The sequence below is a fragment of the Ferrimonas sp. YIN67 genome (assembly GCF_057219095.1).
Window position 1 is genome coordinate 584,337 of the sequence record NZ_JBXVVJ010000001.1, and the last position, 18,977, is coordinate 603,313.

The following is an 18,977-nucleotide window of genomic DNA, read 5'->3' on the forward strand; positions in this document are numbered from 1 at the left end:
TGATCCTATCGTCAGCTTACGCGGCTGCGCCGCTAAGCTAACCTACGGAGCTAGCAGCTGATAGCTGACAAAAGCGGTTCGCGACACACAGTCTGCGATTTACTCTTGCGCCACCTTTCGGATCGATAGCACCACCCGTCCCACCTCGAAGCCCCATTTGCTCATGACCGCCACGTTGAGGATCTCATTGGGATTGACCAACACCATGGTGTCATCAAAATGGATCACCCAGCCCCCCTGATCCTCTGGCAGCTGAAGCCGGTAACGCCACTTAAGCACCGGTCCCACGGCCAATCCCTCGGCTATCCCCACCACATCGGCGGCCGTACCCTGGTACTGGCCATCCCCGAGTGGGGTCAGGGTCCAGACACGCTCACTCACCTCACCATCGTCCCAACGGAAGATCTCCGCCAGCACCCCGGTATTGCCCTCCCAACGACCGGTCATGGTGACCTCAAAACGGCGCAGTACCTCACCACCGCGCCCCTGAACCATACCGGTTGCAACAAGGGGTCCATCAAAGAAGGTCGAGAGGTCCAACTGCGGCAGCTGATCTTGGTAGCGCGTCAGCTCATTACTCGAACAGGCTGCAAGCAATACCAGCCCCGCCAGAACCAGGCTTCTTAGAACGCTCATGGGCGCCCTCCTAATAATTCATTGCGCAGCTTTGGGTAACGGGCATTGGGATGCAGCCAGATCGCCGCAAAATTTGGCCCAAACCCCGTGTCATTAACCCGCCCTAACGACTGGCCGTTGTGGAAAAACTCGCTGCTATCGCCATCGAAATGGAACAGCAGCGTGTCCCCTTCGCGGACATCGGGCCACATTGATTCAAGCAGAAGAAGCCACTCTTCACTGGGCTCAGATTGGTACAATCCCATCCGCTGCCATTCGACGCGCGTCTGTTCAACCAACTTCGATGCATCAATATTGCGAAGGTACCTGAGCCTCAGTGCGAGCGGGGCGTTCAATCCGCCATAATCTCCGTCAGGGCTGTAGAGTCGCGCGTCATAGACAGGAAACCACAGGACCTTCAAGCGAGTCTCTCCCACCGGTACATATTGCGCCAAAGGATCGGGCCCTTGGCTGGGCCAGACCTGAAAACTGAGGCCCAGAAGCATCACGAGCCACACTTTAAGACTTTGCATCTTCAGACTCCTGGCTTGCATTTGAAACCGCTTGGCCGCCTGCCTCTGTGCAGAACGCCCATGTGTCGTTGACAGCCCATCTTTCGACTGCGCCCTTTCAAACGCTTCAAAGGATGAAAAGGATCATCGACGCCTGGACCAAGGCTGAACAGTGACCGTCGGTTCGAACCAGACACGACGCGATAAACGTCCTATCAGTGAACCTTTTCTGCGCATTTCCCGTAGTGCCGATCAACTGATGAGGAGAAATCATGACAGACCACACCCCCCTGGCCCTCTTCCCTCTGCCGAGCGCTCTCTATCCCGGTGGACGAATGGCGTTGCGGATCTTCGAGCCACGCTATCTACGCATGGTCAAAGAAAACCTGAGTGATGCGCAGGGGTTCGCCCTGTGCATGCTGAACCCTGAAGGCAAGCTCGAAGACAACTCACACATCATGCCTCTGGCAACCCGAGTCTCCATCGTGGATTTCGAGCCGCTGCCCGACGGATTATTAGGGCTCACCGTCGAGGGGATCGAATGGGTCACGGTGTCAGCGATTCAAACCGATCCGGATGGTTTGCGCATGGGCCAGGCGTTGTTCCACCCTCAATGGCCAAGTCAGCCTTTGACCGCCGACGAACAGCCGATCGCCGATGGACTGTCCCGGGTACATCATGATTATCCCGAGCTGGGTGATCTCTATCCCCAACCCAAGCTGACCGATGCCAGCTGGGTCGCGCTGCGCTGGCTCGAGGTGATGCCATTATCCGCCCAGCAAAAGCTGGCCTTGTGCCAACAAGAAAGTCCAAAAGCCACCCTGAAACTCATCGCACAGATGTTAAAAATGGATTGATCCATTCTCTTCTCTTTTGCGTACTTGGTTAAAACGTCAGAACGAGGAATACTCTCCCTATGGCTTCGACGATCCTCCGAGAGGAGACAATGAAAGTGTCAGGAAATGCCAGCACCGACGCACACAGGGAGTGGCTCCTGCGTGTTGCCGAGCATAGGGACAAACATGCCTTCGCCCAGTTGTTTCGCTACTATGCGCCGCGCCTGCTGAGCCATGCACGCCGACAGTTTGGTAACAACGCCCAGGCTGAAGAGCTGGTGCAGGAGACCATGACCAAGGTATGGCTCAAGGCGCACCTGTATCAAAGGGGTAAGGGACAGATCTCAACCTGGCTCTTCACCATTGCACGGAACGTGCGTTTCGACATGCTCAGACGTATTCAATCTCGCCCGGAGCAGTTGTGTGCCGACGAGATCTACCAGGAACAGGACAAAAGCCACGAAACTCTGGGGGAGCAATCCACCATTGAAAGCCCCATCCTCAGGGCGCAACTGCGACAGCACTGCCAGCAGCTACCCAAAGGGCAGAGGCAGGTAATAGAGCTGATCTATTTTGAGGATATGTCTCAGATGGAGGTGTCCGAAGCCCTGGGGATCCCCCTGGGCACGGTCAAATCAAGGCTGCGGCTGGCTTTGTCAAAGATCAGGGAGATACTCGATGAGACCCATTAAACATCATCCCAGTGATGCGCTGCTTCAGCAGTACGCTGACGGCTCTGTTACGGCAGACACTGGGCTCCTGCTCGCTGCACACCTTGAGCTGTGCCCTCGCTGCCGTCACCGTGTGAGTGCGCGGGAGGCTGAGCTGGCGACGGAATACCTGGACTGCGAGCCAGATCAAGAACCGAGCGATACCCGTCTGGAAGCGATGCTGAGTGAAACCCTGGCAGCGTTACCAGAAAATATGCCCACTCAGGCCCAACCGGACGTGCATGATGAGCTGACCCTGGACGGCAAACGATTTGCCCTGCCCGAGGTGCTGTCCAAGCAGCTTGGTAAACTGCCTTCCTGGTCACGACTCCCAGGTCGTCTGCATCAGGCCAAGCTGGCACTAAAACACAGCCACCTGCACTTCATCCATATGGATATCAACAGCCAGGTGCCCCCTCATACGCATCAGGGCACGGAGCATACCTTGGTGCTGCACGGTGGGTTTGCCGATGAAATGGGCGATTATGTGGTCGGTGACTTTATCACTCGGGACCAGGCCCATCAGCACCAGCCTCACACCGATGACAGTGAAGATTGCCTGGTGATCAGCGCCCTCGAGGGGCCCCTGTACTTCACCTCAGGGCTAGCAAGGCTTCTCAACCCCCTCTCCCAGTTGTTTTTCCGATAAGCGCAATAAAAACGCCGTGGTGAACACCACGGCGTTTTCTTATTCTTGCTGTCCTTACTTTTTAGACAGGTAGACCATCAGCTCCACCAACTGCGGCACAGTTTCGATGGTGCGCATGTTGATCTGGTAGCGATTGTTGACGATAAAACTCGGCACGCTGTTCACCTGGTACTGGCGCTGCTCTACGGCCCAGTTGGCCACGTCCGCATTGACCGCATCGCTGGAGGCCGCGGCATCAAAGGCGGCACCATCAACACCGGCTTCGACGAAGATCGCCCGCAGATCCGCCAGGTTTTCCACATCATTGCTGTGATCGTCGTCTTCGGCACCATGGTTGTGATGCTTGCCACCCAGGATCTCAAACAGCTGCTCTTTCAGCGCCTTTTGCTGCCCCTTATCATCCAGCGTCTGCAGGATAGAGAAGCTGCGCACTACGTCTTCGCCGGTCTGGTTACCAGCAAAGTTCACGTGCTTCTGCTTAAAGCTCACGCCCTTGTCCGCCAAAGCCGGCAGGATCATCGGCAGGAAGCGGGACTCCATGTTGTAACAGGCGCCACAGTAGAGGGAGAAGTACTCGGTTACCAGAGGGCCATCACTGGTACCTTCAGGATTTACTTCGATGTAGTGCATCCCTTCAATAAAGCCGGCGGGACGCTCCATGGCCTGCTCCTCAGCCGGAGCAGAGGCCGGAGCGGATGCAGAAGTCACCTCCTGCGGTTGTTCGGAACAACCCGCCAGCAAGGCGGCAAACAGCATAGAGCACAGAGTAATTGTCTTTTTCACAAGAACCTCAAAATTCATCTTTAGCCTCACTCAGAGGCCTTTCCAACGCTAAGGCTAAACCCTGACCCCACTCCCAGGTCAATGATTGCCCTGAACTATTTCACAAATATGTGACTTCATCTGAAAAGCACTAAAACACCTTAGCCGCCCCGGAACTTCTTGGTCAGCGGATGAATTAAGATATAGTGGCCTCCCGGCCCACAGAAGGACCCATCCTATGCATAAATGGCTGATCGCCCCCCTGCTCATCCTTGGCGGCTGTGCTCAAAACATCAGTCCGATAGGCGAGCAGGATTACGCTTTTTCGGTGCAGAACGAGGAAGGGCAGCCCAGGTTTCGTCTGACCTATTTCGGTCACCCGGAACCACGCGCAATGAACCCATCGCAAACGCCGCAACGCACTCAAGCTCGCCATGCGAGCAACAGTGACGCCTCAGTTCCAGGTCAGGGGGCTCTGATCCCGGAACACACCCTGTTCACCCTGCTCGAACAGCAACTGGATCAGCGCAGCCTCTGCCTAGACGGCTACCGGATCCTGTCCCGCCGTCCGACCGCTCGCGGCGTCACCCTCGAAGGGCAATGCCTTAACTGAATGCGGTACGGATCCGAGCATAATCGCCCCTCAGAAGGAACGCCAGCCACCACAACAGCGGGAGTATCGTCAGCAAGGCAAGGCGAAGCTCAGGCCCAACAGGGATCAGGCTTACCAGGGCCAGCGAGATCGCCGCACCGCTCATCTGAATACACACCAGCAGGGCCGACGCCGTACCGGCACGCTCACCAAAAGGTAGCAGGGCCGCACCACCGGAGACGGCCAGCAGGAAACAGAACCCCACGCTGGCAACAAAGATCGGCCCCATAAACGCCAAGGGGTGGGACCAGCTTTGCAGGGCCACAAGGCCGGTACAGGCCAACAGACACAAAACAACACCTATCCCTAAGCCATTGCGTTTACCCACCACGGCGATCACCGTCGGGGCGGCAAAGGCACCGGCGATGTTAATGGCAGCATTGGCACCAAACCAGAGGGCGAAGGCCGTGGGACTTTGCGCCTGTTCGACCATCAGCACCGCCGGGGCAAAGGAGACGTAGGCCAGGATCACCGCCATCCCCAGCATGTTCATCACGCTGAAAAACTGGAAGACCGGGTGACGCAGCACCGGTGCATAACGCGCCCAGCTGATCAGCGCGCCTTCACTACGGGTCGCTTCCGGCCGGGTTTCCGGCAGGCCGCGCCAGATCATGACCCCGGCCACCAGGCCATAGAGCGCCATAAAGACAAAGTTGGCCCGCCAGTCCCACTGGGCTGTCAGGACGCTACCCAACAGGGGGGCCAGCGCCGGCACAATACAGATAACCCCGTTGAGGTAGCTGTACAGGGCAGTCAACTTATCCTTCGGAAAGCTGTCCCGGACCCCAGAGAAGGCCGCCACCACGATGGCACAGGTCCCCAGTCCCTGCAGCAAACGGGACAACCAGAGCAATTCGATGCTGCTCGCAACGGCCCCGAGCAGACTCGAAAGGATGTAGATCCCAATCCCAACCAGCGCCACGGGTCGGCGTCCGTAGCGATCCGCCAGGGGGCCGGCGATCAATTGCCCCGCGCCCATGCTCAGCACGAACAATCCAACCAAGGCCTGCACCGAGGACAGATCCGCCTGAAGTGCCTCGGCCATGGCGGGGACCGCAGGCAGGAAGATATCGATCGCAAGCGGACTGAACACCACCATCAACATAAACAGATAAAAGGGTGCAAAGCGTGGTGTTTGCGGCATAAGTCCTCCCGGCGAATGAAAAAGTTCGCGCAATTCTAGGGAAAGGTAAATATGATTAAAAATGATTTATAGGCAGCTTGAAAATTCCCAATTGGAATAACATGACACCATGTCCCGACTCGACCGTATCGATCTGAACCTGCTCCACCTGATGTTGATCCTGCTTGAGGAACGCAGTGTCAGCCGCGCCGCGCAACGCCTGCACCTGAGTCAGTCGGCCGTCAGCAAGCAATTGGCCAAGCTTCGCGTCCAGCTAGGCACCCAGTTGGAGGATCCCCTGTTTATCCGCTCGGGGCAGGGCCTGCTGCCCACGCCCCTGGCCCAAAGCCTGGAAGCCGATCTGCGCAGCTGGCTGCAGCTGGGCTCCCGCCTGATGCAGCCCAAGGGCTTCGATCCCTTAAAGGATCCCGCCAATTTCCGCGTCGCCCTGGCCGAGACCGCCTTCCATACTATCGTCCCCAGGCTGCCGCACCTGGCTCAACAGGCGCCGGGCCTGAAACTCGATATGGTGCCCCAACCTGCCAACCAGTTTGAGCAGCTCCAGCGCGGCCAGCTCGACCTCCTGATCTTGCCCCGGGATCAGGATCCCCGGGTCAGCTATCCTTGGCACGTGGATCACCTGCCCAGCGAGCTGTCCAATCAGGAGCTGTATCAATCCAGCCACGTCTGCCTGCTGCGTAAGGATCACCCGGCTCTGGGGGCTCACTGGGATCTCGACGCCCTGCTGGCACTGCCTCAGATCCATATCTGGGTCGAAGGCTCGGAGTTCTGGCTGATGGATACCGTCCTGGCCAGCATGGGCCATCGACGAATGCCCGGCGCCAAGGTACCGGATTTCCACAGCGCGGCCCTGATGGCTCAGCACTCGGACATGATGTTTGTCTGTGAAGGCCACTTTGGTGCCCAGCTGCAGGCGCGGTTTAACTTAGTGGGTCTGCCCCTGCCTTTCGAACTGGGCAAGATCAGCTATCGCATGCTGTGGCCCAGACTCAGGGATGCCGATCCGGCCCATCAATGGCTGCGGGCTTTTCTCATCGAGCAATGCGCCACCCTGCGCCAGGACTGACGATATCGTCAGCTTACGCGGCTACGCCGCTAAGCTGACCTACAGAGGGAATAGCGGAGAGCTGTGCTTTAAAACACCTCATTGACGGCAAAATAGAAACCACTGTCACCATTGCCCCAGGCCATGTCCAGCCTCAGGTTGACCCGCTGCTTTACTTCGAAACGGTAACCCAGGCCAACGCTGTGCAGCCACTTATCCTGGCCAAGATCCGATACCTCCTCTGCCAAGGTGCCGGCTCCCACCCAGTAGACCATGCCGTGACGACGCGGCAGGTTGTGGCGATACTCCAACTGAGCCAGGGCCATCTGCTTATCCCGGTAGCGGCCCTGCTCATAGCCACGAAGACGTGTCCCGCCCCCCAGCTTGGCTAGCTGGTCCCAGGGCACATCGCCATGGTTGAATTCGCTGGCCAACTGCCAGGCCAGGATCCCCGGGCCGATCTGCCAGTAATCCCGGTAGTCCAGGTTGACCTTCTCAAAGTCAGTATCACTGCCATAGGCGCTGTTATAGATGGCAATATCCGCCTGAAGCAGGCGGCCGCGACTGGCATTGAGGATAAAATCCCTGGAGTCATACAAGAGGTGCGCCGTCAGGGCCATATTGCTGCTGCTGTCGGGAAATGGAGTTTCGCCGGTTGACGGCCCTGGAGTCTCACCACTCACCTTTCGGGCCTGATTCTGGCTGAAATCGAACCCAAGTCCGACAAAACTGTTGGGCAGCGCCTGCATTAAGATCTGGGGCTTCACCCGGTAGCCGCGACGATCGAAATCGAGGCGATTTCCTTCCCGGCGCCCCGCGCTGATCCCGATGCCATAATAGACTTCCGGCGCATCCACTATCTCGGCATTGACAAAGAGCCGGTAGCGATCCTCCTTGAGAAACGTCTGGCTGATGATCTCCGCCCCCAGCGCACCGTTAACGGAGGCAAATCCGTTAACGGTGAAAGAGGACACCTGGGATACCCGGTCGTTGCGATCCGGCATATATAAGCCAACCGCAGAGACACCGAGCCCAAGCTCCATTTCCGGCGTGTAAAAAGGGCCGGGCAACACGCTCCAATCCATCCCCTTGTCCGGATCAAACCCACCATCGGCCCCCAGGCTTTCCAACAGCTCCTCCATCCAGGAAGAGAGCTTGGTAAAGCTGCCCTCCTCGGCCAGTACAATCTGGGGGGGCAACAACAGGGCCAGGGCCAGCAGCATTCGTTTCATGGGTTCCCTTAATCGTCAGAAGCGTCGACTGGCGGACACAAAGCTGGTGCGGCGCGCACCAAAGCCGGTTTCCACCAGTACTTCCCAATCACGGCTCAAGGCATATTGGGCACCAACAACCGTGTTCCAGCGAGACGTGCCGCTTTGCTCAACATGGAACTTCCCGTCCGGAGCCAAGCCATTGATCAGCTCCTTTACGGCCTGGGGCAAGCCGAGATCCACCAAGTTACCGGACAGGCTCTGATCGACCTTTTGATACATGGCACCGGCAAACAGGCGCAATTCCCGCCCCCCGCCAAACTCCCAGCGACGCCCCACTCGAGGCGCCGCAGTGAAAGTTTGGATCTCACCGTCAATGACGGAGAGATCAGTGTAGGTGTAATTCATGTCCACCAGTGCAAACCAGTTACCGACACCACCGGCCAGGGTGGTGCCCGCACCATAGGTGCCACCTTTCAATTCCAGGGCGAAGGGGGCACCAACGGCCTGATCGCTCAAGCCATTGATGGCGCTACACAACAGATAATCCGCTGACGGAGGTCGGTATCCCGGTGCCCAGGGAAAACCACCAGTCCCTCCATCGAAGCCTGAATCATCACAACCCAGGCCCCGAATGGTCGCAACGCTATCCCCACTGGTGTATCCCAGGATCCCGTACACATTCCAGAAGGGCAAGATCCACAGATCGCCCCGTAACGTCAGGTTATAACCCTCAAACTCTGCGTCCGGCGCTTCGATCTCCAAGGCTTCCAATACCGGGTGGCCGGACAGGGCGATGCTATGCACCTGAACCGGATTGCTCATATCCATATAGGAGAACGACACACCATAAGGCTTAGGCAGGGTATAGCCCCGGGCAGCGGCTTCTTCGCCCCAAATCGGAAAAAAGGACTCCGCTGATGCGGCAGGCATCACCACCGCCATCATCCCTATAGCTAAGCCATTCAGAGTGTTTCGCAACAAGCCCATACCTACTACCTTTAACTACAACAAAAAAAAGTCCTACCCAAGTAGATAGGACTGAATAAACAAATAATGACGGCAACCTTAAGCGCGATCAGTATGCCCAGAGAAAACTGCATGCAAGCTGAATCGACGGACAATCCTAACTTGCACCTCCATGGGGGCTGTCGCGTACTATCCCGCGCTCAGTTTTGGGGGACGGAAGGATAACGCCCCAAATCCGCAAGTGGAACTTTTTTTACCGGAAACGCCATGACCCTACGCATCCTGCTTCTCGTCCCACTCGGCCTCCTGCTCATCGGATGCAGCTCCACCCAATGGCTCGGCCATCCCGCCCCTGGAGCCGAAGCCATCGCCATGGCACTCAATGGTGACGATGACCGCATCGACTTGTGGGATCTGCCGGTCGAAACCCTGCCACAGTTTCCGGTACCACAAAATGTCCGCCCCTGCTGTGCCTTCGGCAATTTACAAAAAGTACGGCTGGGACCTCTTCCTATCCCACTGTTTAGGCTAGGAAACACCGTAGGTCCCGACAAGGTTGGCCCCCACCGTTTCGATGGCGGTACCTTCAGCTATACGGCTTCGGGAATGAGCGCAAACGGCAACCGGGGCAGTGAGAGTAACGGCATGATCTATACCCTGCGGGGCGGCTTTATCGATCTGGCCCATGTCCGCGATACCGCCGACGACACGGTCGCCCTGTTTTTCGAGATCGTCCGTTATTTGGGGCAGGATCACGTTATCGAGGTTCCGGACGAGATTGGCCGTCGCTACATCCAACTGAAGGCTTTCGATACCCAATCCCTCTCTGCCGAAGAGCGCTGGCACCTGGCGGCAGGGTTGGCAGCACGCTTGGCCTACTTCAAGGCCGAGTCCCATGAGATCGCCCAATGGCATGGCTACACCAGCTTCGTGGGTTGGCCAGAAACCGTCTCAGCTTACTCTCCGGAAGATCTCTACTCCAATATGCTTGGCGCCAAGCTGACCCGAGCCCTGATCAGCGCCAACCTGGTGATCACCAGCGATCTCTACAATCAAAGCCTGACGGTCTGGCTCGATGAAGCGCTCGACTGGCTTGGAGCCGTCAATAAAAAACAAACCAACAGGTTATTCGATGTGATCGACGGCCACTGGTGGGACTCCAGCCGCCCCATCCCCGACAAATACATGGTACTCAAACGTCACTACGATCTGGGCGATTGGCAATACCCTCACCTCGTACCAGAGGAGTGGGCGCGACAAAGCCCTCACTGGTCTCGGCTGGAGCGGCTGTTTGAGCAGCCCCAGGAGCCCCACGATCTGCGTCTGAACCAGTACATGTATGGATTTGATCTGGATGAACTGGCGGACCTGGTCATGACCGTCTCAGCCAAATATCAGGAGAGTTTTCAGGTGATCCCGGCCGCACTCTGGGAATCAGGCTTTACCCAGCGGGAGTACGCCCAAATTGCCTACTGGGCTTCTAAGGAAGACGCCCGTCAGTTATCGGCTCTGGAAAGCAAGGTACCCTGATCCTCTGGCGAGCTCAACATCACACTGAGTCGGCGTGCCACGGGATCGTCATCCAACTGCAGAGGCCCGTCATGATACGCCCGAAGCGATTCAAACAGGACTCGAAGGCGTTCGGGGGAGGGCACCAACTCATAATGCCAGGTCACCACACAACGCTGCGCCGCACAGTGAAGTGACTCCTGTTGCAGTTCGGGCCAGGACAGGTGATTGAGCCTTTGGAACTCATCCCCCCAGGCCGCCGGGACCAGGAGCAAAAGTGAGGCAATAAACGACAGCAAAGGGCGCATGAGCAGACTCCAATGACGATCGGAGGCTAAGTGTAGTTAAGACTGGTTCAGGACAACGCACAATCTGGACTCTTTGCCATTATTGGTAACACTGGCTCATCGGCCGCAATTGTGTATAATCGCCGCCGCTGCGCCGCAGCACACTGTGAATGCACTGATCCATCAGGAGTATTCACAGGAGGGCGGTTGCCAAAAGCCTGCTTGTGCCGGCAACCAAACTCGTTGGGGGGGCGGTAAGTCAAACGATCAGAACACGCTTACCAAACCAAAAGCGCTTGCCTTCAACGGGAGTCACACAATCATGATGTTTTTTGAAGGTTCCGAGAAAAAGGTCGAGGCCGTCCTCAAGCCTGGCCAACCTTCACTGCGCCAGTTGGGCCAACCTTTTTGGGCCAAAATGGTGGCCCAGGCCAACGCAGAGATCCTGTCATCCATCCACAACGATGACTGCGACGCTTATCTGCTGTCCGAGTCCAGCCTGTTTGTCTGGGATGACCGTTTCCTGATGCTGACCTGTGGTACCACCACCCTGGTTCATGCCGTCACCGAATTCCTGCAACACTTCAGCCAGGATACCCTGGCCATGCTGACCTACCAGCGCAAGAACGAATATCAGGCTCAACTGCAAAAAAGCAGCTTCAGTGATGATCTTGCCTCCATTGCCCCTCACCTCAGCGGCAAAGCATGGCGCCTGGGTCATCTGGATGGCCACCATAACTACATCTATCACCTGGATCGCCCCTATCAGCCCAGTGCCGAGGACGCGACCGGCGAGCTATTGATGTACCACATTACGGGAGATGGCGCCGACTACCTGCGCAGCCAAGAACAGTCTCTGGATGGGATCCGCCAGCTAATGGCGTGGCAAACCCTGTTGCCAGCATTCCAGTTTGACGATTTCCTGTTCCAGCCGTTTGGCTACTCGATGAACGGTATCTGTGGCGATCGCTATGTCACCATGCATATCACTCCGCAGGAAGACAGTTCCTACGTCAGCTTCGAGTCCAACTTGGCGGCCGAGGCACTGGTTCCCGTGCTGAACCACCTGCTGGCCGTGCTCAAACCACAAAGCTATGATTTTATTAGCTTTAACATGCCTTGCGAGTTGGATCACCAAGCGCAAAGCGTGATCATAGATCACGCTGCTGTTGCCCTGGATAATGGTTATCAGATGGCGTTTAAGCACTTCTTGCTGCCCAATGACCAGGCACGAGGCGCCGATCCTCTCTAAATACGCGGTTACCACTTTGTCCTTTACTGGACGACAGGATCATGGCGGCTTTCGGGCTGCCATACCTGCCAACTTTGACTAGGATCCTGCTTCGCAGCAAACAGGGCGTGTTCGGCATGACCCTGCAGATCCGTCAGGTGAAGCTCAAGTTCCTTGGGGTCCCTCCCGTTTGGGATCAATGCCACCCCAATATTCACCGCTAAGATCTCAGGTCCGCCTTCCGGCATGGGGATCGCCGCCAACTTCCCCTGCAGGTGGGCAAGCAGGCGCATTAGTTGTTCTTCATCCACTTCCGTCAGTACCATGGCAAACTCATCACTACTGCGCCGGGCCGCCAACTCCCCCCCGCGTCGTGTCACGGCACGCAGGATCCGGGACAGTTTGATCAACAATTGATCTCCGTGACCATAGCCCTGAGTTTCGTTATAGTGCTGTAAACGCTCCACATCCAACAGAACCAGAGCTAAGCCCCGATGATAGCGGGTGAGGCGCCGCCACTCCTGCTCCAATAGCGCCTCCAGAGCAACCCGGTTGGCCAGGCCGGTCAGGGGATCGGTCCGGACCAAGCCCTCCATGCGCTCCCGTTGAAGCGAAAACCGACGCATCAGGCCATTAAAAACCTTGGCCAGTTGATGAAACTCCAGCAACATGGCTCGACTGTTGACCGAGCGAAACTGTTGATGCCGCTCCATCGCCCGAATGGTCGACACCCCACGCTCCATCGGACTGACCAGCAGTTTCCACAGTAACAGCAAAAGGGCCAGGGAAAGCAACATCACTAAGCTGATCGCCAGCCATTCGATCCGGCCCAAGCGCTCCGGAGGCTGGGCCAAATGACGGATCTCCAGCACCGCAGCGGGCTGCTCCAAGGCATCCATTAACAGCACCGACCGCGTGCGGCGTGGCTCGCTGATCTGCTCGAATTTATCCAACTTTGCCAACTTGCCATCCTCCAAGCTGGCCAGGCGCAGGGACAGGGCCATACCACTGCTCTGACTCAAGTAGTCCACCAACTCCTGCTGCAAACGCCGAACCAGCATCAGATAGCCATAGCCGCAGTCCTCACCATTGTGGTGACAGACAGTGCTGGCACTGTACAGATACAGTTGGTCGTTCTGACGTAGCAGGCCACTGCGAGAGCGAGGCTGCTGTGGATGTAATATGGGCATCAGGCGCGCACGACGATAGGCTTCGTCACTCTCCAGCAGACTTCCCATCACCCCACTGTGACGCTCCATACGTACCAGCTCCAGGGCACTGTTGAACAGGTAGATCCCGTCAATAAATGGGATCTCGGTGACCAGCGCTGGCGGAGTGAGACCCGCCGCCAAGGCATCAGACAGCTCATCAGACAAGGCCAATTCCCGAGATAACTCCTCCAAGACCCCCTTCCGACTGTCGAGCTGATACTGCAGCCGGTTCAGTTCATGGCGCTGCGAAAGCAAGACTTGCTGCTGTACGTAGGGCAATACGACCCATTCCCGAATGGTCAGATAGCTGAGGACCAGGATCCCAGCCATTGATGCGGCGCATATCACCGATAATTGTCTCAGTGTCATCACTCTCCCCCTTGCTCACAAGTGTGGCACGTTCTGCCGCTGGCATTCTCAGCCCTCAGAGTAAACAAACGCTTCCCTCGCCGAGAAGCCAACTAGGGTTTTATGCAAACTTGGGGGTGGACTTTATAAAATGCTTAACTATCATGTAGTTCCAAGAACTCATCACGTTCTGACACTCGTTTTTCCGCCCCTATTCGGGTCAATGAATAGCTTAAGGATTGCTCAGCCCAATGCCTCATTTTCGTCTCGAATACGCCCAGGAACTCGACGGGTTTTGCGACATCGGCGATCTGGTTGAACAGCTTTATAAAAGTGCCAGCCAAACCGGCCTGTTTGACCCGGCCAACATAAAGCTTCGAGCCTATCCCTGCCGACAATACCTGATCGCTGGCAGCGCCCAGCCCTTTGCCCATCTGGAGGCCAAGATCCTCCCGGGCCGTTCCCCTGAGCAGTGCCAGGCACTGAGTCAGGCGCTGCTTGACTGCCTGATCGCCCACCTGCCGCCCCTGGCCAGCATCTCGGTCAACGTCGACACCCTTTCGCCACACGGCTACTGCAAGATCCAACAGAACTGACACTGCACAAAGCTTGCGCGAACACACCACCAGGACTTGCCGCACCGCCCCCGGACAGTAAATACTGATCCTAGCCCGTCGCATCCTTATCGTTGGAGTCGCACTATGGAATTGGATCTCAGCCTGAACGAAGCCCGGATCATCGGTTGCCTGTTGGAAAAAGAAACCACCACACCGGATCTCTACCCCCTTACCCTCAATGCCCTCAAAAGCGCCTGCAACCAGAAAAGCAATCGGGATCCCGTGCTTTCCCTGTCCGACGGCGAAGTTCAACACACCCTCAACCAACTGCGCGACAAGCGTCTGGTTCATGAAGAGGGAGGAAGCCGGGCCAGTAAGTACAAGCACAGGTTTTGCAACACCCCCTTCGGCGGTCTGCAACTGAGTCCACAGGAGCGCGGGATCATCTGCGTCCTGCTGCTGCGCGGCCCCCAGACACCGGGAGAGCTGCGCTCCCGGACCAACCGTCTGTGCGACTTCAAAGAGGTTAGCGAAACCGAAGCCGTCCTTAAGCAGATGGCGGAAAAAGGCTATGTAATACAGTTACCTCGGGAAGCCGGCAAGCGAGAGAGTCGCTATGCCCACCTGTTCAGCGGTGACGTCGAGATCGTGACCACCGCCGACGTGGTCGCCGACGACAAGGTCCGGCTGTTGGAGCTCGAGCAGGAAAATCGCATCCTCAAGGCGGAAGTCGCCCGCCTGCAACAGCAACTGTCCGCCTATCAGGAAGTCTGAGGCAATCCCCCAAGGCGGGCCTCCAGGCCCGCTGATGCAGAACTTACAGGGCGTTCAGCGCCCGCCATTCCCGCCACAACATCCCGCCGACAATCAAAGAGAGGGCCGCGTTGGACAGGGGAACCGCCAGCCAGATCCCACTCACGCCCATCAGTTTGGGCATCAGCCAGAGAAAAGGTAGCTGGATCAACATATTGGCCATGGTGACAAAGGTCGCCTTGCGACCCATTCCCAGGCTCTGGAAAAACACACCAACGGCGAAGATCAACCCGTCGAGAAACAGCAAGGCTAGGTGCAAGCGCATCCCGAGTCGAGTGGCCTCAAACAGTGCCGGATCCTCACTGTTGTAGATCAGGATAATCGGCTCAATCAAGAGGTTGATCCCAACGACCGCCAACACCCCCGAGCCCATCGCCACCCAAAGCATCCAGCGCACAAACTGCTTCATCCGTTCGATCTCACGGGCGCCGAAATGATAGCTGATCAGTGGCTGGGTACCTGCCGCGACCCCTTCGGCAAACAGGTAATAGAGGGTCGCGGTATACCCGACAATGGCAAAGGCGCCCACTAATACCGCATCACCATGTTTCATAAACAAATAGTTATGTATGGCAACGATAAAACTGAAATAGGCATACATCAGCAGGCTAGACAGGCCCAGGCCACAAGTACGCAGACTCAGCGCCCCTTGGGGACGCAGATCCGGCCAGGCCAAGCGAGTCCGGGCCTGCTTTGAAAAAAAGTGGGCCAGCCCCAGTACCACCACCAGGCTTTGCGCCAGTGCCGTGGCCACGGCTGCCCCCAGCAGCTCCCAGCCCAGGTAGGCGACCAGCAAAGCATCCAGCAACACGTTTGCCACCGCACCTGCGGCGATCAGCAGAGTCGCCTTGTTGGGCGACTCGTCATTGCGCACCATAAACGGCAAGGCCATGCTCCCCATGGCCACCGGCACCACCAACATGAAGATCTGCAGATAGTCCGAGGCATGACGCAGCGCTTCCCCTTGAGCATCCTGCAACCTCAGTAGCTGATCGCCACTGCACACCAGCACTGCGGTCGCGATCAGGCCGATCATCACCACCAGGCTTAACCCATTGCCCAGGGCCTGGCGTGCCAGGGTGGGCCTCCCCTCCCCTCGACTCAGGGAGCTGATGGCGCCACTGCCCACCCCGATCATCATTCCCAGGCCGTAGAAGGTACCGATCACAGGCCAGGCCAGGTTGATCCCCGCCAGGCCATCGGCCCCCACGTATCGTCCGATGAAGATCCCGTCAATCACCTGGTACAGGCCACTGACCAACATGGCTCCCACCGTGGGTAAAACGTAACGCCAAAATTGGCGACTGACACTGCCTGTTTGAACCGACATAGAACCCCAAAAGGTTAGAAACACTAACTAGTTGAAACAATAAAAAGGCGGCACACCACCTAGGGCAACTTCTGCCCCTGGCTGACCATACGGGCCAGCAGCGCCTGCAACTGCGCTTGCTCCGATCCAGACAAGCCGGTTAGGAGCTGATCGACAAACCGACCGAAGATGATCCTGTCCTCCGCCAGCAACGCATGACCCTGCTCGCTAAGAGAAAGCAGGTAGGCACGCCCATCCAGCGGGCAGGCTTGACGAATTAACAGCCCCTTGCGCTGCAGCCGAGCCACCATATTACTCACCGTCGGCTTGCTCACCCGCAACAACAACGCCAAGTCTGACAGGCGTGTGGCTCCAGTCTCCTCAAGGGTCTGCAGGTAATCGTACTCGGCATAACTCAGGGACATGCCGGCATTGTCGGGTACCTCACGCCAGCGCCTCGTGATGTAGCGCTCCAGCGCCATTAATGACTGATCAACATTCATGGCAGCAACTTTATTAGCCAGGCTAACTAAAGTCAAAGCCGTGTACGCTGAGTAGCTCAGGGGGATTACGGAGGCGCCTAGCTCGACCGGGTCATCTTCTTAAGCAGCACCGACAACTGGCGCTGCTCATTCTGATCCAACCGACCGGCCAGCTCTCTTAAGATCTGTCGATAGATCACGGCATCCTGACGCAACCAGCGCTGCGCCTTGGCCGACAGGCTCGCCTCACGGCCTTGATAGTGAATCAACTCTTGGGCCAACAACTGCTCCAGCAGCCGGTTGATCGCCTCTCCCGACAGCTCGAAGCGAGCCGACAGCCTTGAGGCGCTCTGATCCCCTTCCTGTTCCAGGCTTCGTAACAGCTTGTACTGAAGGAAGGTCAGCTCGTTGCTTTGCGAGGCCGCCGTCAGATCGCCCCACTGTGACCAGATCAGGTAATCGAGTTCAAAAAAACGAAATTCCAAATTCATACGTCGCAAGCTTACAGAGATCCCATCGAAAGATCTTTAGCCCTGGGCTACCAATCCAGTCCCTTCTGCGCCTTGATCCCGGCGTCAAAGGCGTGCTTCACCGGTGCGATCTCCGACACGGTATCGGCCATCTCGAGCAAACGACGGTGGCAGGCCCGCCCGGTCACCACCACATGCTGGTGCGCCGGACGCCCGGCAATGGCGTCACAGACCATGGACACATCCAGGTAGTGGTAGGCCAACATGTAGGTCAGCTCATCCAGCAACACCAGATCGATCTCTGGGTTGGCCAGATCCTTCCTCACCGCCTGCCACACCGCCTCGGCCGCATCGATATCGCCCTGTCGATCCTGGGTATTCCAGGTAAATCCGGTACCCATCACATGGAACGGCACGCCCAACTGCTCCAGCACATTGCGTTCGCCGCACGCCCACTGACCCTTGATAAACTGGCCGACACTGCAGCGCAGGCCATGACCCACGGCGCGTAACACTGTGCCATAGCCCGCCGTGGATTTGCCCTTACCATTGCCGGTCAAGATCAGCAGCACACCGCGCTCATCCGTCGCCGCCGCCACCCTGGCATCCACGGTCTCCTTCAGCTTTTGCTGACGCGCCTTATGCTTCCCCGCATCACGCTGGTCCATCGAGTCACTCCACCGACTTAAAATTGGCTATACAGTGCAACAACTTAATCCTGGATACCAGTACCGTCGGCGGATCGCTCCGACGATGAACCCGGGTATAATGAAACCCTACCGGATCCTGACAGTGACTCGCCGTGCAATCCATCATCGATATCGCCTGGTGGCAACTGGCCACCTTTATGCTCATCCTGCTGGTGCCGTTGGGGATCAACCGGCACTACCGGCTGGGACAGGGCCTTGATACCCTGATGGCCGTGGGCCGAATGACCCTGCAACTGCTCTTGGTCGGTCTCTACCTCCAGTTCCTCTTTACCCTCGACAGTGCCCTGCTCAACCTGGCCTGGCTGGGTGTCATGACGCTGGTGGGCGCCAGTGCCATCCTGACCAACGCCAGGCTCAAGCACCGCGCCCTATTCCTGCCGGTGCTCGGCGGACTGCTGCTTAGCCTGTTACCGGTTCTGGCCCTCTTGCTGCTTGGCCTGCTGCGCCCGGCCCCGCTCTACAGCGCCCAATACCTGATCCCCCTGGCCGGCATGCTGCTGGGCAACAGCCTCAGCGGCAATATCATCGCCCTGCAGCGCCTCTACGGCGCGTTAACGGAACAAAGGGCTCAATACGAAGGCGCACTGGCCCTGGGCACCACCCCGGCCCAGGCGGCCCACCCCTTTGTCCAAAGCGCGCTGCAGCAGGCCCAGGCCCCTATTCTGGCCACCATGAGCGCCACCGGCCTGGTGACCCTGCCGGGCATGATGACCGGCCAGATCCTCGGTGGCAGTGATCCCATGATCGCCATCAAGTACCAACTGGTGATCATGGTTGCCATCTTCGTCATGCTCAGCGCTTCGGTAACAACCACCCTCTACCTAGCCCTGCGTGCCACCCTGGCTCCCACCGGCCGCATCACCCTCCCGCTGACGCCGTCAGCATGAGATTAACGAGCCCTGGTAGCTGGCAATAGCCCATCTCGCCCTCGCCTTCGGCCGCAAA

General features: G+C 57.6%; 22 protein-coding genes. 10 read left to right on the plus strand and 12 right to left on the minus strand.

Annotated elements, in window-relative coordinates:
• Window positions 1-99: 99 nt before the first annotated feature.
• Window positions 100-636, minus strand: coding sequence for a DUF3833 domain-containing protein (locus tag AC2D8U_RS02235; protein ID WP_484617408.1), 537 nt, complete (start codon window positions 634-636; stop codon window positions 100-102).
• Window positions 633-1,148, minus strand: coding sequence for a chalcone isomerase family protein (locus AC2D8U_RS02240; RefSeq protein WP_484617409.1), 516 nt, complete (start codon window positions 1,146-1,148; stop codon window positions 633-635). Before AC2D8U_RS02240 ends, AC2D8U_RS02235 begins: the two co-directional genes overlap by 4 nt.
• 251 nt (window positions 1,149-1,399) lie before the next feature.
• Between AC2D8U_RS02240 and AC2D8U_RS02245 the strand changes: the two genes are divergently transcribed.
• The 3 genes from AC2D8U_RS02245 to AC2D8U_RS02255 all read left to right on the plus strand — a co-directional run bounded on the left by AC2D8U_RS02245 (window position 1,400) and on the right by AC2D8U_RS02255 (window position 3,322).
• A complete protein-coding gene (locus tag AC2D8U_RS02245) occupies window positions 1,400-1,984 on the plus strand; it encodes an LON peptidase substrate-binding domain-containing protein (protein ID WP_484617410.1) in 585 nt (194 codons plus the stop codon).
• Between the two features lie 89 nt (window positions 1,985-2,073).
• On the plus strand, window positions 2,074-2,655 hold the full coding sequence (locus AC2D8U_RS02250) for a sigma-70 family RNA polymerase sigma factor (protein ID WP_484617411.1): 582 nt from the start codon (window positions 2,074-2,076) through the stop codon (window positions 2,653-2,655).
• Complete coding sequence (locus AC2D8U_RS02255; RefSeq protein WP_484617412.1) at window positions 2,642-3,322, plus strand: ChrR family anti-sigma-E factor; 681 nt, start codon at window positions 2,642-2,644, stop codon at window positions 3,320-3,322. The genes AC2D8U_RS02250 and AC2D8U_RS02255 overlap by 14 nt, the downstream gene beginning before the upstream one ends.
• A gap of 54 nt (window positions 3,323-3,376) precedes the next feature.
• Here AC2D8U_RS02255 and AC2D8U_RS02260 read toward each other — a convergent pair whose 3' ends face one another.
• Window positions 3,377-4,105, minus strand: coding sequence for a DsbA family protein (locus AC2D8U_RS02260; protein ID WP_484617413.1), 729 nt, complete (start codon window positions 4,103-4,105; stop codon window positions 3,377-3,379).
• 217 nt (window positions 4,106-4,322) lie between these two features.
• Here AC2D8U_RS02260 and AC2D8U_RS02265 point away from each other — a divergent pair, with 217 nt between their 5' ends.
• Entirely contained in the window at window positions 4,323-4,697 is a 375-nt protein-coding gene (locus AC2D8U_RS02265) for a hypothetical protein (protein ID WP_484617414.1), read from the plus strand.
• On the opposite strand, the gene AC2D8U_RS02270 is transcribed toward AC2D8U_RS02265, so the two are convergent.
• Window positions 4,690-5,880, minus strand: a complete 1,191-nt coding sequence (locus AC2D8U_RS02270) for a multidrug effflux MFS transporter (protein WP_484617415.1) — start codon at window positions 5,878-5,880, stop codon at window positions 4,690-4,692. The genes AC2D8U_RS02265 and AC2D8U_RS02270 overlap by 8 nt on opposite strands.
• Window positions 5,881-5,989: 109 nt before the next feature.
• Here AC2D8U_RS02270 and AC2D8U_RS02275 point away from each other — a divergent pair, with 109 nt between their 5' ends.
• The gene (locus AC2D8U_RS02275; protein ID WP_484617416.1) at window positions 5,990-6,946 is read left to right on the plus strand and encodes a LysR family transcriptional regulator; all 957 of its coding nucleotides are present in this window, start codon (window positions 5,990-5,992) and stop codon (window positions 6,944-6,946) included.
• A 68-nt stretch (window positions 6,947-7,014) separates the two neighbouring features.
• Here the strand turns inward: AC2D8U_RS02275 and AC2D8U_RS02280 are convergent, their stop codons facing one another.
• Both AC2D8U_RS02280 and AC2D8U_RS02285 read right to left on the minus strand, forming a co-directional pair.
• Window positions 7,015-8,157 carry a BamA/TamA family outer membrane protein gene (locus AC2D8U_RS02280; RefSeq protein WP_484617417.1) on the minus strand — a complete coding sequence of 381 codons (1,143 nt, stop codon included), beginning with the start codon at window positions 8,155-8,157 and terminating at the stop codon, window positions 7,015-7,017.
• 15 nt (window positions 8,158-8,172) lie between these two features.
• Window positions 8,173-9,126 (minus strand): hypothetical protein, encoded by a 954-nt coding sequence (locus AC2D8U_RS02285; RefSeq protein ID WP_484617418.1) that lies wholly within the window; start codon window positions 9,124-9,126, stop codon window positions 8,173-8,175.
• Window positions 9,127-9,372: 246 nt separating this feature from the next.
• On the opposite strand from AC2D8U_RS02285, the gene AC2D8U_RS02290 reads away from it, so the two are divergent.
• Entirely contained in the window at window positions 9,373-10,635 is a 1,263-nt protein-coding gene (locus AC2D8U_RS02290) for a DUF4056 domain-containing protein (protein WP_484617419.1), read from the plus strand.
• Here the strand turns inward: AC2D8U_RS02290 and AC2D8U_RS02295 are convergent.
• Window positions 10,602-10,922: a hypothetical protein gene (locus AC2D8U_RS02295; protein WP_484617420.1), complete on the minus strand. Its 321-nt coding sequence runs from the start codon at window positions 10,920-10,922 to the stop codon at window positions 10,602-10,604. The genes AC2D8U_RS02290 and AC2D8U_RS02295 overlap by 34 nt on opposite strands.
• A 301-nt stretch (window positions 10,923-11,223) precedes the next feature.
• Between AC2D8U_RS02295 and AC2D8U_RS02300 the strand changes: the two genes are divergently transcribed.
• A complete protein-coding gene (locus AC2D8U_RS02300; protein ID WP_484617421.1) occupies window positions 11,224-12,153 on the plus strand; it encodes an adenosylmethionine decarboxylase in 930 nt (309 codons plus the stop codon).
• 23 nt (window positions 12,154-12,176) lie between these two features.
• Here AC2D8U_RS02300 and AC2D8U_RS02305 read toward each other — a convergent pair whose 3' ends face one another.
• Window positions 12,177-13,712, minus strand: a complete 1,536-nt coding sequence (locus tag AC2D8U_RS02305; RefSeq protein WP_484617422.1) for a GGDEF domain-containing protein — start codon at window positions 13,710-13,712, stop codon at window positions 12,177-12,179.
• Between the two features lie 230 nt (window positions 13,713-13,942).
• On the opposite strand from AC2D8U_RS02305, the gene AC2D8U_RS02310 reads away from it, so the two are divergent.
• Together AC2D8U_RS02310 and AC2D8U_RS02315 are read left to right on the plus strand one after the other, a co-directional pair.
• Window positions 13,943-14,287 (plus strand): 5-carboxymethyl-2-hydroxymuconate Delta-isomerase, encoded by a 345-nt coding sequence (locus AC2D8U_RS02310; protein WP_484617423.1) that lies wholly within the window; start codon window positions 13,943-13,945, stop codon window positions 14,285-14,287.
• Between the two features lie 111 nt (window positions 14,288-14,398).
• Window positions 14,399-15,022, plus strand: coding sequence for a YceH family protein (locus AC2D8U_RS02315; RefSeq protein ID WP_484617699.1), 624 nt, complete (start codon window positions 14,399-14,401; stop codon window positions 15,020-15,022).
• A gap of 43 nt (window positions 15,023-15,065) precedes the next feature.
• On the opposite strand, the gene AC2D8U_RS02320 is transcribed toward AC2D8U_RS02315, so the two are convergent.
• From AC2D8U_RS02320 to cobO, 4 genes are all read right to left on the minus strand, one after another.
• Entirely contained in the window at window positions 15,066-16,391 is a 1,326-nt protein-coding gene (locus tag AC2D8U_RS02320; RefSeq protein WP_484617424.1) for an MATE family efflux transporter, read from the minus strand.
• A gap of 59 nt (window positions 16,392-16,450) precedes the next feature.
• Window positions 16,451-16,873 (minus strand): MarR family winged helix-turn-helix transcriptional regulator, encoded by a 423-nt coding sequence (locus AC2D8U_RS02325; protein ID WP_484617425.1) that lies wholly within the window; start codon window positions 16,871-16,873, stop codon window positions 16,451-16,453.
• 77 nt (window positions 16,874-16,950) lie between these two features.
• Window positions 16,951-17,343: a hypothetical protein gene (locus AC2D8U_RS02330; RefSeq protein ID WP_484617426.1), complete on the minus strand. Its 393-nt coding sequence runs from the start codon at window positions 17,341-17,343 to the stop codon at window positions 16,951-16,953.
• Window positions 17,344-17,390: 47 nt separating this feature from the next.
• On the minus strand, window positions 17,391-17,990 hold the full coding sequence (gene cobO / locus AC2D8U_RS02335; RefSeq protein WP_484617427.1) for a cob(I)yrinic acid a,c-diamide adenosyltransferase: 600 nt from the start codon (window positions 17,988-17,990) through the stop codon (window positions 17,391-17,393).
• A gap of 134 nt (window positions 17,991-18,124) precedes the next feature.
• Here cobO and AC2D8U_RS02340 point away from each other — a divergent pair, with 134 nt between their 5' ends.
• A complete protein-coding gene (locus AC2D8U_RS02340; RefSeq protein ID WP_484617428.1) occupies window positions 18,125-18,919 on the plus strand; it encodes an ABC transporter permease in 795 nt (264 codons plus the stop codon).
• Window positions 18,920-18,977: the final 58 nt, after the last annotated feature.

What these genes read in the sequence shown, in the direction of transcription:
- AC2D8U_RS02305 (WP_484617422.1), bottom strand. Translation starts at nt 13,712, where the DNA reads ATGACACTGAGACAATTATCGGTGATATGCGCCGCATCAATGGCTGGG.
- cobO (WP_484617427.1), bottom strand. Translation starts at nt 17,990, where the DNA reads ATGGACCAGCGTGATGCGGGGAAGCATAAGGCGCGTCAGCAAAAGCTG.
- AC2D8U_RS02245 (WP_484617410.1), top strand. Translation starts at nt 1,400, where the DNA reads ATGACAGACCACACCCCCCTGGCCCTCTTCCCTCTGCCGAGCGCTCTC.
- AC2D8U_RS02265 (WP_484617414.1), top strand. Translation starts at nt 4,323, where the DNA reads ATGCATAAATGGCTGATCGCCCCCCTGCTCATCCTTGGCGGCTGTGCT.
- AC2D8U_RS02250 (WP_484617411.1), top strand. Translation starts at nt 2,074, where the DNA reads ATGAAAGTGTCAGGAAATGCCAGCACCGACGCACACAGGGAGTGGCTC.
- AC2D8U_RS02330 (WP_484617426.1), bottom strand. Translation starts at nt 17,343, where the DNA reads ATGAATTTGGAATTTCGTTTTTTTGAACTCGATTACCTGATCTGGTCA.
- AC2D8U_RS02270 (WP_484617415.1), bottom strand. Translation starts at nt 5,880, where the DNA reads ATGCCGCAAACACCACGCTTTGCACCCTTTTATCTGTTTATGTTGATG.
- AC2D8U_RS02325 (WP_484617425.1), bottom strand. Translation starts at nt 16,873, where the DNA reads ATGAATGTTGATCAGTCATTAATGGCGCTGGAGCGCTACATCACGAGG.
- AC2D8U_RS02280 (WP_484617417.1), bottom strand. Translation starts at nt 8,157, where the DNA reads ATGAAACGAATGCTGCTGGCCCTGGCCCTGTTGTTGCCCCCCCAGATT.
- AC2D8U_RS02240 (WP_484617409.1), bottom strand. Translation starts at nt 1,148, where the DNA reads ATGCAAAGTCTTAAAGTGTGGCTCGTGATGCTTCTGGGCCTCAGTTTT.
- AC2D8U_RS02310 (WP_484617423.1), top strand. Translation starts at nt 13,943, where the DNA reads ATGCCTCATTTTCGTCTCGAATACGCCCAGGAACTCGACGGGTTTTGC.
- AC2D8U_RS02285 (WP_484617418.1), bottom strand. Translation starts at nt 9,126, where the DNA reads ATGGGCTTGTTGCGAAACACTCTGAATGGCTTAGCTATAGGGATGATG.
- AC2D8U_RS02290 (WP_484617419.1), top strand. Translation starts at nt 9,373, where the DNA reads ATGACCCTACGCATCCTGCTTCTCGTCCCACTCGGCCTCCTGCTCATC.
- AC2D8U_RS02235 (WP_484617408.1), bottom strand. Translation starts at nt 636, where the DNA reads ATGAGCGTTCTAAGAAGCCTGGTTCTGGCGGGGCTGGTATTGCTTGCA.
- AC2D8U_RS02320 (WP_484617424.1), bottom strand. Translation starts at nt 16,391, where the DNA reads ATGTCGGTTCAAACAGGCAGTGTCAGTCGCCAATTTTGGCGTTACGTT.
- AC2D8U_RS02275 (WP_484617416.1), top strand. Translation starts at nt 5,990, where the DNA reads ATGTCCCGACTCGACCGTATCGATCTGAACCTGCTCCACCTGATGTTG.
- AC2D8U_RS02255 (WP_484617412.1), top strand. Translation starts at nt 2,642, where the DNA reads ATGAGACCCATTAAACATCATCCCAGTGATGCGCTGCTTCAGCAGTAC.
- AC2D8U_RS02300 (WP_484617421.1), top strand. Translation starts at nt 11,224, where the DNA reads ATGATGTTTTTTGAAGGTTCCGAGAAAAAGGTCGAGGCCGTCCTCAAG.
- AC2D8U_RS02295 (WP_484617420.1), bottom strand. Translation starts at nt 10,922, where the DNA reads ATGCGCCCTTTGCTGTCGTTTATTGCCTCACTTTTGCTCCTGGTCCCG.